General features: G+C 60.1%; 9 protein-coding genes. All 9 read left to right on the top strand.

Features of this window, described 5'->3' with window-relative positions; translation table 11 throughout:
• Positions 1 to 126: 126 nt before the first annotated feature.
• Positions 127 to 639, top strand: a complete 513-nt coding sequence (tssB, locus tag U5798_RS15255; protein WP_322082528.1) for a type VI secretion system contractile sheath small subunit — start codon at positions 127 to 129, stop codon at positions 637 to 639.
• Positions 640 to 712: 73 nt separating this feature from the next.
• Complete coding sequence (gene tssC / locus U5798_RS15250) at positions 713 to 2,245, top strand: type VI secretion system contractile sheath large subunit (protein ID WP_322082527.1); 1,533 nt, start codon at positions 713 to 715, stop codon at positions 2,243 to 2,245.
• 83 nt (positions 2,246 to 2,328) lie between these two features.
• The gene (locus tag U5798_RS15245; protein ID WP_322082526.1) at positions 2,329 to 4,668 is read left to right on the top strand and encodes a type VI secretion system tip protein VgrG; all 2,340 of its coding nucleotides are present in this window, start codon (positions 2,329 to 2,331) and stop codon (positions 4,666 to 4,668) included.
• Between the two features lie 9 nt (positions 4,669 to 4,677).
• Complete coding sequence (locus tag U5798_RS15240) at positions 4,678 to 7,464, top strand: hypothetical protein (protein ID WP_322082525.1); 2,787 nt, start codon at positions 4,678 to 4,680, stop codon at positions 7,462 to 7,464.
• A gap of 8 nt (positions 7,465 to 7,472) precedes the next feature.
• Positions 7,473 to 8,396 carry a hypothetical protein gene (locus tag U5798_RS15235; protein WP_322082524.1) on the top strand — a complete coding sequence of 308 codons (924 nt, stop codon included), beginning with the start codon at positions 7,473 to 7,475 and terminating at the stop codon, positions 8,394 to 8,396.
• 704 nt (positions 8,397 to 9,100) lie between these two features.
• Positions 9,101 to 9,358, top strand: coding sequence for a PAAR domain-containing protein (locus U5798_RS15230; RefSeq protein WP_322082523.1), 258 nt, complete (start codon positions 9,101 to 9,103; stop codon positions 9,356 to 9,358).
• A gap of 3 nt (positions 9,359 to 9,361) precedes the next feature.
• Entirely contained in the window at positions 9,362 to 10,600 is a 1,239-nt protein-coding gene (locus tag U5798_RS15225) for a hypothetical protein (RefSeq protein WP_322082522.1), read from the top strand.
• The gene (locus U5798_RS15220; protein ID WP_322082521.1) at positions 10,597 to 14,415 is read left to right on the top strand and encodes an ImcF-related family protein; all 3,819 of its coding nucleotides are present in this window, start codon (positions 10,597 to 10,599) and stop codon (positions 14,413 to 14,415) included. The genes U5798_RS15225 and U5798_RS15220 overlap by 4 nt, the downstream gene beginning before the upstream one ends.
• A gap of 8 nt (positions 14,416 to 14,423) precedes the next feature.
• Positions 14,424 to 16,004 carry a type VI secretion system protein TssA gene (tssA, locus tag U5798_RS15215; RefSeq protein WP_322082520.1) on the top strand — a complete coding sequence of 527 codons (1,581 nt, stop codon included), beginning with the start codon at positions 14,424 to 14,426 and terminating at the stop codon, positions 16,002 to 16,004.
• The last annotated feature ends 5 nt before the right edge of the window (positions 16,005 to 16,009 follow it).

The following is a 16,009-nucleotide window of genomic DNA, read 5'->3' as shown; positions in this document are numbered from 1 at the left end:
ATGCGATGAAATATCGATAGGGACACGCTGGACATTGCATCCACGCGTGACATATCGAAGAGACCAACGTGCCGAACACGCCGTGTGCCCGCCCAATGCTTGACCATCACTAAATAAGGACTACAAATGGATAGCTTCCAGAGAGAAATTCCGAAGAGCCGCGTCTCGATTACGCTGGATTTGCATACGGGCGGGGCCCAGAAGAAGGTCGAGCTGCCGTTGAAGCTGCTCGTCGCGGGCGATTTCAGCGTGGGCCGCGAACAGGCGCCGCTGGCCGAACGCAAGAAGGTCAATATTGACAAGAACAACTTCGACGCGGTCCTGGCCGACCATGCACCGGATCTCAAGATTGCCGCGGAGAACACCCTGGCCGGCGACGGCTCCGAACTGCCGGTGAATCTTTCGTTCCGCTCGATGAAGGATTTCGAGCCCGAGCAGGTTGCTCGTCAGATTCCCGAGCTGCAAGCGATGCTGGCGATGCGCAATCTGTTGCGCGACCTCAAGTCGAATCTGCTCGACAACGGCATGTTCCGCCGCGAGTTCGAGAAGATCCTGAAGGACAAGCGCCTGTCCGACAAGCTGCGCGGCGAACTGGGACAAATCGCCACGGCAACCCTGCAGCAGGAAGGCCATGCGTGAACGCGGCCGGCCCAAGACGGCCGTCACCGCCTCCCGCAACCACGCAGCCATACCAAACGTGACTGAGAGAAACATGAACCAGAATGAATCGCGCCAGGGCGCCACGGAAACCATCGCGCTCGACAACGACAGTGTCTATGCCGCGCTGTGCAACAAGATCAACCTGAAGCCGGTCGCCGAGGCTCGGCCGCTGGAAGCGTTCCGCGACAACGACGCGTTGTCGGAGGCATCGGCCGACGAACGGGTCGCACGCGGCATGGACGCGCTGCTCAGCCTGATCGCGAAGGAAAGCAAGCCGGTCGACCGACTCGACAAGTCGCTGCTTGATTTTTATATCGGGCAGCTCGACCGGCAGATCAGCCGCCAGCTCGACGCGGTCATGCATGCGCCGGATTTTCAGGCGCTCGAAGGTCGCTGGCGCGGCCTGAAGATGCTCGTGTCGCGCACGGACTTCCGCAAGAACGCGCGCATCGAGGTGCTGGATGTATCGAAGGATGCGCTGCAGCGCGACTTCGAGGATTCGCCGGAACTGATCCAGAGCGGCCTGTATCGTCTCACATACATCGAGGAATACGACACGCCGGGCGGCCAGCCGATCAGCGCGATGATCAGTGATTTCGAATTCGCGAACTCGCCGGTGGATGTCGCGCTGCTGCGCAATATTTCGAAGGTCGCGGCTGCGGCGCACATGCCGTTCATCGGCTCGGTGGGCGCGGCGTTCTTCGGCAAGAATTCGATGGAAGAAGTGGCGTCCATCCAGGATATCGGCAACTACTTCGATCGTGCCGAGTACATCAAGTGGAAGAGTTTCCGCGACACCGACGATGCGCGTTACGTCGGCCTGACGATGCCCCGCGTGCTCGGCCGCCTGCCGTATGGCAAGGATACGACGCCGGTGCGTGCGTTCAACTACGAAGAAGCGGTGAAAGGCCAGGACCACGACAAGTATCTGTGGGTCAACGCGTCGTTCGCGTTCGCGGCCAACATGGTGCGCAGCTTCGTCAGCAATGGCTGGTGCGTGCAGATTCGCGGCCCGCAAGCGGGCGGCAAGGTGGAGGACCTGCCGGTTCACCTGTATGACCTCGGCACCGGCGTGCAGCCGAAGATTCCGACCGAAGTGCTGATCCCGGAAACGCGCGAGTTCGAGTTCGCGAATCTCGGCTTCATTCCGCTGTCGTTCTACAAGAACCACGACTTCGCGTGCTTCTTCTCGGCCAGCTCGGCGCAAAAGCCGGCACTGTACGAGACGAAGGAGGCGACGGCCAATAGCCGCATCAATGCGCGCTTGCCGTACATCTTCCTGCTGTCGCGCATCGCACACTACCTGAAGCTGATTCAGCGCGAGAACATCGGCACGACCAAGGACCGGCGTCTGCTCGAACTCGAGCTGAACAACTGGATCAAGGGGCTCGTCACCGAGATGAAGGATCCGGGCGACGAGCTGCAGGCGTCGCACCCGCTGCGCGAGGCGAAGGTGACGGTCGAGGACATCGAGGACAACCCCGGCTTCTTCCGCATCAAGCTCTTCATCGTCCCGCACTTCCAGGTCGAGGGCATGGACATCGGCCTGTCGCTTGTGTCGCAGATGCCGAAGGCGAAGGGCTGATCCGACGTTTCATGCATGACCCGTCGGGGCGCTGATGGCTGCCCCGGCGGCGCCGTTATGTTCGTGCACCTGAGAGAAGATCCATGTCGATGATACTGCCGTCGCAGGCTTATGAATTGAAGCTGGCGCCTCATCCGGCGCCGACGTCCGTGCTGCGGTTTACGGGCCGGGACGCCGTGAGCGAGTTGTACCGCTACGACGTCGAATTCACGAGCCCGATGGCCGGTATCCCGATGGATCAAGTGATCGGCCGTCCCGCGAAATTCATCATCGCGCCGGTCGATCCCAACCTGGACTATCTGCGCAGGATGTTCGGCGAGAACGCCGGGCAATTCAGCACGATGTCGCCGGCTTATACGATCCACGGCGTCATCACGCAGTTCGACGAGTTCGGGAGTTCGACCGATCAGACCCACTATCGCGTGCGGCTCGAGCCGAAGCTCGCCGACTTGAACCGGGGCGTGACGAGCCGGCTGTTCCAGAAGCAGTCCGTCGAGGAGATCGTGACCGACACGCTGCGTCATTACGGCTACCGCGCCGGGGTCGACTTCCTGTTTAAGCTGCGAGGCGAATACAAGCGGCGCGAGTACATTACCCAGTATCACGAAACGACATGTGCCTTTATCCAGCGAATTTGTGCGGAGGAAGGGATCTGGTTTCGCTGGGAGCAGAAGAAAGATCACGCGGTGCTCGTGTTTGGCGACGATCTTGATGCCTATGCGCGCAAGCAGCGCACCGTGTCGTATCGGCGAGACTCGGGGCTCGAAAGTGCGGGCGCGGACGCGATCAAGACGCTCGAGAAGCGGACTCGGCGCGTGCCTGAAGCCGTGCGTCTGCACGACTACAACCATCGGCAGGCCGGTGTGTCGCTGCTGGTCGAGGAAAACGCCGCGCGCGACGACACGACGACGAGCGGCGTCGATTACCGCTGGGGCGAGCATTACGAGACGCCGGAAGATGGTAAAGGTGTGGCGCGCCGTCGTCACGAGGAACATCTCGCCGCGCAGATCACGTTCAAAGGCACAGGGAATCCGTTCTGGCTCGAAGCCGGTGAAGTGATGCGGATCGAGCCGAACCCGGCTGATGCGAAGCACGGGATCTTCATCACGGCGGTTCAGTCGCAGGGTGGTCGCGATCAGTCGTATTGGATGACCTTCGAGGGGATTCCGTCTGATCGTGTTTGGCGCACGTCGATCGATACCATCAAGCGACCGGCTATCGACGGCATCCTGCCGGCGCGTATTACATCGCCCGGTGATTACAAGTACGCGTACCTGACCGAACAGGGCTGGTATGTGATCAAGCTGCCGTTCGACCTCGATGAGTGGAGCCCGGGTGGGACAAGCCGGCCGGTGCGGTTCGCGAAGCCGTATAGCGGTGACGACTATGGGCATCATTTTCCGCTGATTGACGGGGCGGAAGTGGCTGTTGTTTTCACGCAAGGTCATCCGGATCGGCCTGTGATCATCGGAGCGATGCATGACAGTCTGCATCCGGATCTTGTCACCAGTCAGAACCATACCCGGAACCTGATCCGCACCGCCGCGCGGAACGAGATGCGGATGGAGGATAAGGAAGGGGTCGAGCACGTTCATCTGGCGACGCCGTTTCAGACTAGTGAGCTGAACCTCGGCCATATGGTCGATGGTGAGCGCGAGGAGCGCGGGCGTGGTGCTGAATTGCGCACCGATGGACCGGCGACTGTCAGGGGAGCAAAGGGCGTGTTGGTTACTGCGGAAGGGCAACCAGGTGCCTCCGGCCAGCAACTTGCGATGCAGGATGCCGACACGACGCTCGAGCAGGCCGAACAGATTCTGAAGGCGCTCAACGACTCCGCAAATGCTGCGAAAGCGCTTCAAGCCGACATCGATCAACAGCGAGTGCTGATTCAGCAGAAGCTGAGGCGACTGCAGAAGCCGGTTCTCGTCGCAACGGCGCCCGATGGTATCGGACTAGCCAGCGGACAGCAGATGCAGCTTGCCGCTCGCAACCAAATGTTCGTTACGGCTGGTGATGGGCTCGATATCGGCGTCATGAAGCGAATCGCGATCGCAGCTGGCGAGGCAATTTCGCTTTTCGCGGCGAAGCTTGGGATTCGTATCTTTGCCGCGAAGGGCAAGGTCCAGATCCAGGCGCAGTCCGACGCAATGGAATTGATGTCGATGCAGGACATGACAGTGAGCTCGTCGGATGGCGAGGTGGTCATCACGGGCCGCAAAGGCGTCACGCTCGGCGACGGGGCCGGCGCCTACGTCAAGCTCTCAGGCGGCAAGATCATTCTCGGTAGCCCTGCAGGAGAAATCCAGATCAAAGGCAACCTGACGATCGACGGTGCAGACGGCGGCAACTTCAAGTTCGCGACTTGGTCTCAGGCGCCGCTCAACGATGTGAAGAAAGTAACGAACTTCGGATTTTCTGAATAACGAACGACTATGGCAAACCGACCCGCACCGACGCAGCCGCAAGCACCGACGCCGACTCCGGTCAAGCTGAAGCCGTTGCCGTTTGCGTTTCCATTCCTTCGAAAGGGACGGGGCCAGTCCGAAGCATCCGCACAGTTCACGGACGAGCACGAGATATATCGGCTGCTGGCTGAGCGCGAGCCCTCAGGCGCGTATCTCGTTAGCCGCACCGGGATGTGGCACGGTGGAATCCACATCACGGAGGCTGGTGCGGGGCAAGCGCTGGATCTTGATGCAGGGCTGCGCTGCATCGCTGACGGCACGCTGATCGCATTTCGCGTCAACAAGAGATACCCGATCAGCGAAGTCGCTGAAGCCGGGGGCGGGTCGCCGCTTCAGGCACCGTACAGCACGGGTTTCGCGTTGGTGCAGCACACGATGGAGTTCCCGCGTGGCACGACGCTGACGTTTTACAGCCTGTATATGCATCTGATGTCGTGGGAAGACTACGCAAACTTCCCGAACCGCAGCAAGCCGTCGTACTGGCCACGGCAATGGCAGGTCACGCAGTACGCGCAGGACAAGCCGTTGGTGGGTCGCAATGGGCAAGTTCCCGATCCGTCCCAGCAGGGGCTGCGGGTTCGCAAGACTCCCAACGGAGGCCCTGTTGGCGTTCTACCCCAGGGTGCCAAAGTTGGCATCGGGAGGATTGAGATGAAGCGTGGAAAGCCGTGGGGGCAGTTGACTGATATCCATGGGGCGTTGCCTTATCCCCAAGAGGCCGGGGAATACGTCGAACCGTCGAGCGTGATCGGGAAGTGGGTATATCTCGGAGAGGAAAACGGTGGGCCGGTTGTCGAGGAGGTCGTCGAGGACTCAATGTTCGATAGGGTTGTGGCAGTGACGGACCAAGTCAATCCAGGCAACCCCCCCGGAATTCCAATCAAGGCGGGCGATTTGATCGGCCACCTCGGCTGCTACGATTCACTGAACGACCGCACGTCCGGAACCCGGATGGCGCACATCGAGGTGTTCTGCGACGACGGTATCCAGTCGTTCCTGGAGCGGGGGCGCGCGTGGGTCAACCAGTACGGTCCGCGTAAGGAGGACTGGACGGCGCTGGGACTGCCGTCCGAGCCGACGCTTCTGCGGATCGCGTCGGGAACGGTGCTGTATCAACGTACCCAGGGCGACACGTTCGTCCCCGGCGCTGACCCGCAGTCAAGAAAGACAGACACCGTCCAGTTGTATTCGATCGCCGAACTTGCGCGCGATTCGAATCGACGCGTTCCCCAGCAGCACCCGAGTCCCGATCCGGGCTACCCGGTGAACTGGTGGCACGTCGAGGGGGTGAACGCGCAAGGTCAGCCGATCGACGGCTGGGTGTGCGATTTCAACCACCCGAGCGGCCGGGTGACACGGGAGTTCGCGCAGAAGTGGGTGGATTTCGAGTGCGTAGCGGAAGCCCATGATCCGACGCACACGATTTTTGCGACAACCCAGGAATGGGTTAAATGGAGTCGCGGTGCCGAAGTTGCGGAGCTTGCTTCGCGTTCGAAGCTCAGTCCGTTGATGGCCAAGGTATACGACGCATTGTTCACGAGAGGCGATGGCAGGCAAGCGGTTAGCGAGCTATGCGCGCTGTCGCAAACCGAGCGTGGCGGATATCCCTGGCTGATGCAGGCGGCGTCTCGGTTGATCGTGAAGCACGAAAGTGAGTGGGCCAATCCGTCGAAGTGGCGACGGCTGACCGCTGAACTGGAGCAGCAAACTGGACCCCAGTCACAGCACGAGGAAGAGCAGAAGCGGATCGAAAAGCTCGCATGGTGGGATGACGTGAAGGCAGCGGTGCCCGGCTTCCCCGGCCCTGATGTTTTTCATATTCATCCGATCGCGGTAGGGGGGAATTTTTTCAAGAGCGATACTTGTGCCTGTGGATGTTGTCTTGGCAAGGTATTTAATCGCTATCGTTGGGTAAGACGCCGGCGTCACTATCCGCCTCAGACATACTATGGCCCGGTTTTTGCGGGTACAAAGAAGTTGGACAAGTTCACAGGATGGGACGATCTCATTGCTAAGTCTAAGGCCACTGAGGACGAAAAGGCAATCGTGATCGCCATGTCATCCAACGAAGGCAATATGGATGCTGTGCAGGCTTGGGACTGGCAGACGTTCAGTGCCGGTGCCATGCAGAAGACCGTGACACCCGAAGGCTACGGAGAGCTCCCACGACAGATCTGGGAGTTTCGGAACGAAAATCCTAGTCTGTTTGAGGAAGTTTTTGGCCGATGCGGATGGTCCGTTGTACAGGAAGAGGGCGCGAGGATTTATTATTCATCCAGTGATACGGAAAGTAGAAAAATTACCGGGCAGGAACTCTATGACTTCATCAAGAAGGGGTTTCAAGAAACAGACAGTGGATTTCCAAAAGAGTCAAAACCGTTGGCTTCCATTGCACACGCGATGATCAATGAGGAGTATCAGAAGAAGCAGGTGGTGGATTTCATTGGTCGTTTGCATATTGCCATCGCTAAGAAGCCGCGTGGCTATATTAATTCTGCAAGCGACTTCTTTCTATCCCGGTTAGGTCGCGCACTTGTTCTTGATCAAGACGTCAACGCACCCGGTAATGTCTCTAAAGATATTGGAGCATCGATTAATGCACTTCGGGCACGGCACACGGGATTGGGCGCAGACCCGACGCAATGGGGTGACAATAGATCGCAGTATGAAGCCGAACTTATTCAAATCTATGGCCCATCACGCCATATGGACTCTCCTGTAGAACGTTACAGCCACCTTCGCGGGATGCTATAGGACTTCAAATGATTCGTAGATCCCTACTTTTGTTCTCGGCAGTACTGCCTGCCTGTGTGCAGGCCCAGGTAAGTGTCTCGGGTGAGTCAAGTGTTTTGCAGTATACCAATCGCGGGCACGACGCCTACCAAGATCTTCACTTTAAGCGATCAGATGGCACGATATTTACCCCTTTCGATGAAGGATTGAGATTTTACGATCCCGGCTCAAACAGTCTGTCTCCAGACAAACAGTACTCGATCGTGAATTTTTCTGCTGAAGGAGATCTCGCTGATTCCAGCGGGGTGTCGGTGCATTCCGAGTATCTGTGTGCCTTCGTACGTATGAAGGACGGTTGCGTTGTCCATGTGGCGCAAGACGCAGTCTGTGGTGGAGAGTGGCGCCCACCTCACGAGTGGTCCGTCAACATTGAGCCGATCTTCGATCATCCACCTATTGCAGCCGACATCTATGCCGCTTACTCATCGAAACACAAAACCGGATACCAAATTTCACAGCCGCCAATCTTGGCATATTTGGCGGAAGGTACCGCATTTGACAATCTGCTTGCGTGTGATCCACCGAGTGTAGGTAACAGAAGTGCTTATTTGAAACTACTTGTCCAATTACAGAGGGATGGAGACACCGAAAACGCCGACAAGCTGAAGAGGACTCTGACCAGCGGCCGGAACGGCACATCTATCCACGTAGCACCGGTTGAGCCGGGTGCCTGGGTCGGACATGCAGTGATTTCAAAGAGGGCATATCTATACGCGATGCCTGAGAAATCATCAGTTACTAGAGCCTATCTTGTGCAAGATGATTCAGTATTGGTGAATGAATCTAGCTTGTCGAGCGGGTTCGTGGTGTCAAGGTATCGTCAGAAGAACGGGAATGTTATCGAGCGATGGATTCGTTGTGAAGACGTGAATGCATGCTCCATAGATAATTGAATCATCGAGTCTTAATTCTATAGGCAATATTTTCTTAAGATGTCCGATGCTTCGTTTCGCTAATGAGCGGGTAAGCGAGATTGCTGGAATTGTGGGCAATGACACGGATGGCCGTGGTAAGCGCGTCGGCAATTTAAAGGAAGTAAACAGTCGCGGGAATTTCAATTGAATTATCGATCACTACATGCGTCAATTGGTCTTCTTGGTGCAATTTTTGGATGTCAAGTAGTAAATGCCGATGAAATTACATTGTGCCAGCCACACGAGGAAGTCTATTTCAGCTGTCCACTTGGTGGGAAAGTGGTCTCGTTGTGCGCATCGGGGAATATTTCGCCAAACAATGGATATGTACAGTACAGATATGGGGTGCCGGGTCGTGTCGAGTTGCAGTTTCCGGAAAAACCAAGCCCCCCGAGGAATCTCTTCGAAATTAGCGATATTTCTACAGGGAATTTGAATTTTACACACGTAAAATTCACGGTCGGAGCGTACGACTACGTAATTTATCAAGGTTCTCCAAATGGAATTTATGTAAAAAGGCGTGGGGGCCTTGTGTCAAATCATATGTGCACGCCGGGAATTTATCAGCAGCTAAATCAACGAGTATTTCGTGGGTTAAGAACGAATCGACCTGTCGATGGTGTAGATGACTGACTGCATGCTTTTCCCTTCTTCGTGTCGGGTTTGAAAACACTCTGGAATCGATGAAAAATCTCGTATATCAAGGTGACGCGACGAGTCACGGCGGCAAGATCCTGACCGGCTCGGATCGCATCAAGGTAAAAGGTCGTCGAGCCGCACGTGTCGGCGACAAGGTCTCATGTCCGATCCACGGCGATAACGAAATCGTCGAAGGGAGCGGCAGGATGAGAGATGGCACGTCGCCGCTATCGCGCGACGGTGATCACACGCGATGTGGCGCGGAACTCATTGCGTCGACCGGCGGAGCGCGGGTTCGCTAAGCGATGCCTGTCGATTTCAATCGCGTGCCGCCGCGGGTGGCTGTGCCTCCGCCGCCCTATGTCTCCACGATCGCCTGGCCGATCCTGCTGGTGCTCGTCATCGGAGCAGGAGCGACCCTGACGGTCATGCTCTGGCCAGCGGGTCGTCCGACCAACACGCTGTGGTTTTGGTTCTGTGCCGTGGGTTACCCCTTTCTGGCTTGGGCATTTTTGCTGTTCGCATGGCTCGGATACGGTTACGTCCGCCGCAATCAGGCGCTTGCGACGAATCGCGTCAGCGACGAAGCCGAGCAGCGCTGCCATGCATTGGCGGCCAGACCGCTGGCGATATTGGGTCATACCTGGTGCTTCGCCGCGAACGATTTGGAAAACTCGCTTGGGGGCATCCTCAAAGGCACCCAATTGTCAAAGCTACGGCCGAGTGGCGCAGTCGCGGATAGCGAAGTCAATGCGCGTTGGCTCGACATTCCCGATCAGCCTTTTCATCCGGGCAACGAACTCGCTGAACATGCTCGCCATCAAGCGGTGTGTATGTGGCTGCTCGAGCGCTTGATCGACGGTCTCCTGCCGCAACTTAGGGCGCTTCCACCGCGAACAACGCTGCTTGTCGAGCTTCAGCACCGCTCCAGAGTGGAGTTTGGGATCGTCGAAACCCGCATACAGGAATTGATTGCGGAGCGTGTGCCTGCTTTGAAGATAGACCTGAGACCGGGAAAGCACCAGTCGTCCCTCTTTCGAACGGACGCGTGGCTTGATAGGCGAGACGTCAATACGGCCCACCTGTTGATCGCCGTTGAGCTTCGCGACGCAATCAGTGCTGTTCTGTCTGATGGCGTCGCAGAGGTAGGCGTGGCCCTGCTCACGGGGCGACCACGACTTGAGTCACAGGCAAATCCTGTCGGACTGCGGTTGCATCGTCCTGCCAAAGATGCGCTTGATTCGTCCGCCCGAACGTTCAGCCTGGGTGCTCGCTGGGGGCAGTCTTCGCTCGACCGTTTGCACACGGTGTGGACACACGGCCTGACGCATGACAGCGTCGGCGCCGTTCGGCAAGCCGCGCCATTTCTCGACCAGACGCATTGGAATGTGGTCGAGGAATCAGTGGGCGATTGTTCAGGCGCGGGACCGTGGCTGGCCGTTGCCCTTGCCGCAGAAAGTGCCCGGATAACGGGCGACCCGCAAATGGTGCTGTGTGGCGAAGGAAAAGATTTGATCGCCCTCGTGTGCAGAAAACAGACATGAATGACAACAAGAACGACACCAAGACTCGACCTGTGGGCCTCTTTATTGGCATCGCGGCCGCCATCGTCTTCCTTGCACTCGGTATCGCAGTATGGGTGGAAGGGCCTAGGCATGGCTGGTCCAGTGAGATACGGATCATCATCGAGCTTTTCCTGTTCTCGGTCTTGCTGGTGGTGATCCTGCTGGTCAAGTACTTCGAGGGCGTGCTGCTTTGGATCGCATCGTTGAAAGCTTCCCGCTGGTTCGCCCGATACGACGCTGGCCAGCGTGCTGTGTCGGCTGACCGTGACGATCGGGGGCAAGCGCTAGGACAGGCCGACCGGGTTGCAGCGCTTCGTGATGAACTGCGCGACCGCCACGGATGGCGCTGGCGCTATTGCGCACGATGGGTGCTGATTGCCGGTGATGAACCGCTCGCGAAGCGTCTCGCGCCGGGCCTGCTCGACACCGGCTATGCAATATCCGGCGATACGGTACTGTTGTGTGCAAGGCAAACGAGCAGCACGCTCGATACCGCATGGCTCGACCAAATCCGCCGTTTGCGCCGCCGCCGTCCGGTCGATGCAATTGTCGCAGTCACACGTAACCGCAATTCCGTCGATGCCCCATTCGATACCGACAATCTGTCGCAGTGGCTTGCGCGCCACGCGCGTGCGCTGCGCTGGGCCGCGCCGGCCTATTTGCTCAATGTGACGGATTTCGGCAGCGATACGTCGAGTCCGGAGGAGGCAATCGGCTTCACCTGGACCAACGCGCGCTTCAGCTCGGATGCGATTGACGCGTCGCTGCAAGACCTGGCCGACAACCTTGCGGATGCCGGTGTCGTGCGCCTGACGAAGGACGCAGGTGACCGCTATCCCGCTGAGCTGTCGCAGCATATTTCGAACCTCGGACGTGCGCTGTCGGGTCTGGTGCTACAAACCTCCCAATCACGCATCTGGCGGCATTCGGTCCACGGACTTCTGTTCGCACCGCTATTCAAGGAACGGGAACTGGCATCGCCGCAGGCACCGGCCAGCGCGAACGATGATGACCAGCCCGTCGACCCGCCACACCGCACGATATGGCAAACCGTCGCCGAGCACAGTCGCAAGGTCCACGGTCGCCGCGTAGGCTTCTCGTTGTCGACTGCGGCCGCGTGGTTAACAATCGGCCTGCTCGGTTGCTGGATCGCCGGCACGATGCTGTCTGGTTTCGTCAACCGCGCAACGATCCAGAGCACCGCGGACACGATCACCAATCTCTCCACGGTTCAGGACCACACACAGGCGTTGCAAGCCCTGAGCACCTTGGGCCAACAGATCGACACGCTCGAAGTCCATCAGCGCGAAGGCGCGCCGTGGTCATCGCGATTCGGCCTGAATCGCGACGGCGCACTGCTCGACGCGTTGTGGCCGAGCTACGCCGGCGCGACGAACCGCATTCTCGTCGCCCCGATTCGCCAGAAGCTCGAAGCGCGCCTGCAGGAGCTTGCATCCCTGTCCGATGCTCAAATCGCCGACGGCGGAAATGCACAGATCCAGGCCGCCTATGACACGCTCAAGGCCTACCTGATGCTCGCGAAGCCGGAGCGCGCCGTCGCCGCTTTCCTGACGCCCCAGCTTGCCGCTACAGCCGTGCCCGCGCGCCCGTCGAATTCGCCTCTGTCGCCGGGCGCCTGGGAAGACCTGCGTCTGCACGCTATCGCGTTCTTCGCCAGCCATCTTGGCCGTGTCCCCGCACCCAATGCTTCCGCGTTCGCAATCACGCCGGACGGCAACCTGATTGCGTCGGCTCGCCAAACCGTGATCAGTGTGCGGGGCATCCAGCACTCCACGGACGCGCTCTACGAGCAGATCATCGACGAAGCGACGCCGAAATATCCGCCGGTGTCCCTCGCGACGCTGCTCGGCGACACGACGAGTCGTGGCCTGTTCAATACGACCGCGACCGTCCCCGGTGTTTTCACGCGTGCGGCATGGGATGAGCGCATCTCGAAGGCGATCGACGACGCAAGCGCCAAGCGCGACGTGTCTGGCGACTGGGTATTGCGGCCCGAAGGAAACTCCGTTGGCGCATCCGACAACAAGGACAGCAGCTTCCCTCCGCCGACATTGAAAGCCGAATTGCGCCAACGTTACTTCGACGACTACGCGCGCGCATGGGCAGTATTCCTCAACAGCTTGCGCTGGCAATCCGCGCCGACGCTGTCAGCCACGGCCGACCAGTTGACGCTGCTGGGCGACTCGCAACGTTCGCCGCTCGTCGCGCTGATGAATGCGATCGTCTATCAGGCAGGCGCCGGCGCGAGCGCACAGTCGCTCTCCGAGAGCCTGATCAACAAGGCGCAGCAACTGGTCGGTGCCGACGAAAAAGATCCGTCGAAGCAGGCTCAACCCCAGCTCGCGCCGCTTGCCGTAGCCTTCGGCCCGATCCTGCGCCTGACCGGCAGCGATCTGGCGTTAGGCGCGTCGGCTAACGGCAAGGCCGCCACGCAGCTGGCCGCGACCGGCGACCTCAGTCTCGCACGCTACCTCGAGCGGGTCACGGCGATGCGTCTGAAGGCATCGCAGATCGTTTCCGGTGCCGATCCGGATGCGATCGCGCGGCTGGCCGCTCAGTCGGTCCTGCAGGGCAAGACGTCCGATATCTCGGATAGCCGCGACTACGCGAGCCGTGTGGCCGCGAGCCTGGGCGAACAGTGGGCGGGCTTCGGCGCGCTGTTTCGCGCGCCGTTCGATCAGGCGTGGCAAGTCGTCGTGCAGCCGGCCGCGTCGAGCCTGAACGAAATCTGGCGGACGGCGATCCTGGCCGACTGGAACAAGTCATTCGGCGGCCGATATCCGTTCGCGGACGCTGACAACGACGCGTCGCTGCCTGAGATGGCGCGCTTCATGCGGCCCGACAATGGCGTGATCGCACAGTTCGTTGCCACGCAGCTCGCCGGCGTCATCGAGCGGCAGGGCGATCGGTGGGTCGTCGCGCAAGGTGCCGACCAGGGTGCGCTCACGATCGATCCGGTCTTCCTGAGCAGCCTGAACAAGCTCACGCGGATCTCGACCGTGCTGTTCCCGTCCGGAGACGCGCGCGTGCGGTACGAACTGCAGGCCGTACCGACGCCGGGCGTCACCGGCATGAAGTTCGTGTTGTCCGGGCGCGAGCTGCACTACTTCAACCAGAAGCAGGAGTGGGTGCCGTTCGAGTGGCCGGGTCAGTCGCTCGAGAACCTTTCGCATATCGAATGGCAGACCGAGCAGGGCGGATTGCGCACGGCGCTCGACTCGCAGGGGCGTTTCGGCCTGATCCGGCTGCTGGAGCGTGCGAAGGTCGCACAGCAGGACAACGCGCGTTACTTGCTGACCTGGATGCCGGACACGAGCCAGGGCATTCCGCTGAAGGTGCAATTGCGCAGCGAGGCGGGCGCCGGGCCGCTCGACGTACTCCAGTTGCGCAACTTTGTGCTGCCAGCGCGGATTTTCGTGACCGGGGCAGCGGGTACCGGGCCGAAGATGTCGACAGCCAGTCCGCCGCCGTTGCCGGCTGCGGCAATCGCTGCGGCGAAGCATGCTGTCGTGCCGTTGCCGCCGGGACTTCCCGGGGCGATGTCGTTGCCGGATGAGCCAATGCCGGCGACGCCGGAGCCGGCGCCTCGTCGAACCGCAGCGGCGGAATCGGCTCGAGCGGACGCGCAGCCGGGCACGTCCGGGATGAAGTCGCCCACGGCCAATCCGGGGATGACGGTGTCGTCGCTGGCGACGACTTCGATGTCCCCCGACGCTTCCTCCAAACCGTTCGGACACGCCCTCCGTTTGCTGGGCGACGCATTTGCGTTTTGAGACCTGCCATGACGCTAGCTAATTTCGTAAAGACACTCGTCGGCGGTCCACGCATCGATTCGCTGCACGAAGCGCGCCGGAATACCTGGGCGGCATGGCTTGCCCCGATACCGGGGGAGCACGCGCATGGTCGCGATCCCGGTTACGAGGATGCATTCTTCGAACTGAAGGACGAAGCGACCAAGCTGTCCGGAATCGACGACGGGTTGGTTACCCGCGCATGCGAACAGCTTCTCAAGGAAACCGGAAAGGATCTGCGTCTGGTCGGTTACTACGCATTTGCACGGCTGCGTCAGGATGGTCCCGCCGGGTTCGCCGACGGACTCGAGCTGGCTGCTTCACTGGTCGACCGGTTCGGCGAGACCTTGCTGCCTGCGCGGGCCGAGGCAAAGCGCGCAGCGCTGGAAATGCTGTCGACCGCGCGAATGATCGAAACGCTGGACAGCCGCGGAGACTTCGCGCCCGCGGATCGCGAGCGCGCGATTGCCGCGCTCGATGTGCTTGTCACCCGCACCGGTACGTGGTCCGACGCCGCCCGTCCGAACCTGCATCCGCTTGTTGCCCGCTTTGGGAACAAGGATGAACCGGTTCGCAACGTGAGCCCGAATTCGGCGATGCCGCAGACGCCCGCTTCGACAAGCGTATCGAGCGGATCGATCGCATCGGCGCGCGACCTGCTCGACCATGCCCGCTCGATGTCGGCATGGCTGCGCGATCAGGAAAACGGCTATTTGCCGTCGGTGCGTATCGCGCGCAGCGTTCGGTGGGACACCTTGCACGACGTGCCGCCGTCGGATACCGCGTCGCACACGCGTCTGACGCCGCCACGCGCCGAGTTGCGCCAGCAACTTAAGCGCCTCGTGCTGCAGAAGCAATGGCACGAACTGCTCGAGCGCGTCGAAGGGGCGTTCATGGAAGGCGTGAATCACCTGTGGTTCGACCTGCAGTACTTCCAGCACGTCGCGCTCGATCGTGTCGGCGCACCCTACCACGCGTGGAGCGAAGTGCTGCGCACGGACTTCGCGTTGTTCCTCGCGCGATTGCCCGGCATCGAGCGGCTTTCGTTCAGCGACGGCACGCCATTCTCCGACGACGCGACGCTCGAGTGGATCGCCCGCCACGCGGTCGTGCGCGACCTCGAAGCGGGCGAGACCGTTGCGCAGTTGCCGTTATCCGCGGACGGCGAAGGCGATGCGGGCGACTGGCCGGAAATCGAGGCGCAGGCTCGCGAGCTGGTCGCGCGCGACGGCGTCGAGGCCGCGTTCGCATGGCTCGAGGCGCTACCCGGCCTGAAGACCGAGCGTCACCGCTTCCTGCAGCGGCTGGTGATGGCGCGCGTGGCCGATCACGCGGGACGACCCGATACGGCCCTTGCGTTGCTGGTCGAACTCGACACGTCGTCGCGTTCGCTGCCGGTGATGCGCTGGGAGCCTGCTCTGGCGTTCGAGGTCAAGCAGCAACTCGTGCGAGCGTTGAAAGCGACGAGCAACCGCAAGGACGCCGACAAACCGGCGCTCGCGCGCCGCATCGGCGAACTGCAGGCGGAACTTATCGTGCTCGATCCGGCTCGAGCGCTGACTCTTTCGTAACGAGA

Source organism: Burkholderia sp. BCC1972 (assembly GCF_905339605.1).
Taxonomy (GTDB): domain Bacteria; phylum Pseudomonadota; class Gammaproteobacteria; order Burkholderiales; family Burkholderiaceae; genus Burkholderia.
The sequence above is the reverse complement of the archived record's forward strand: the minus strand, read 5'-3'. Positions and strand labels throughout refer to the sequence as shown.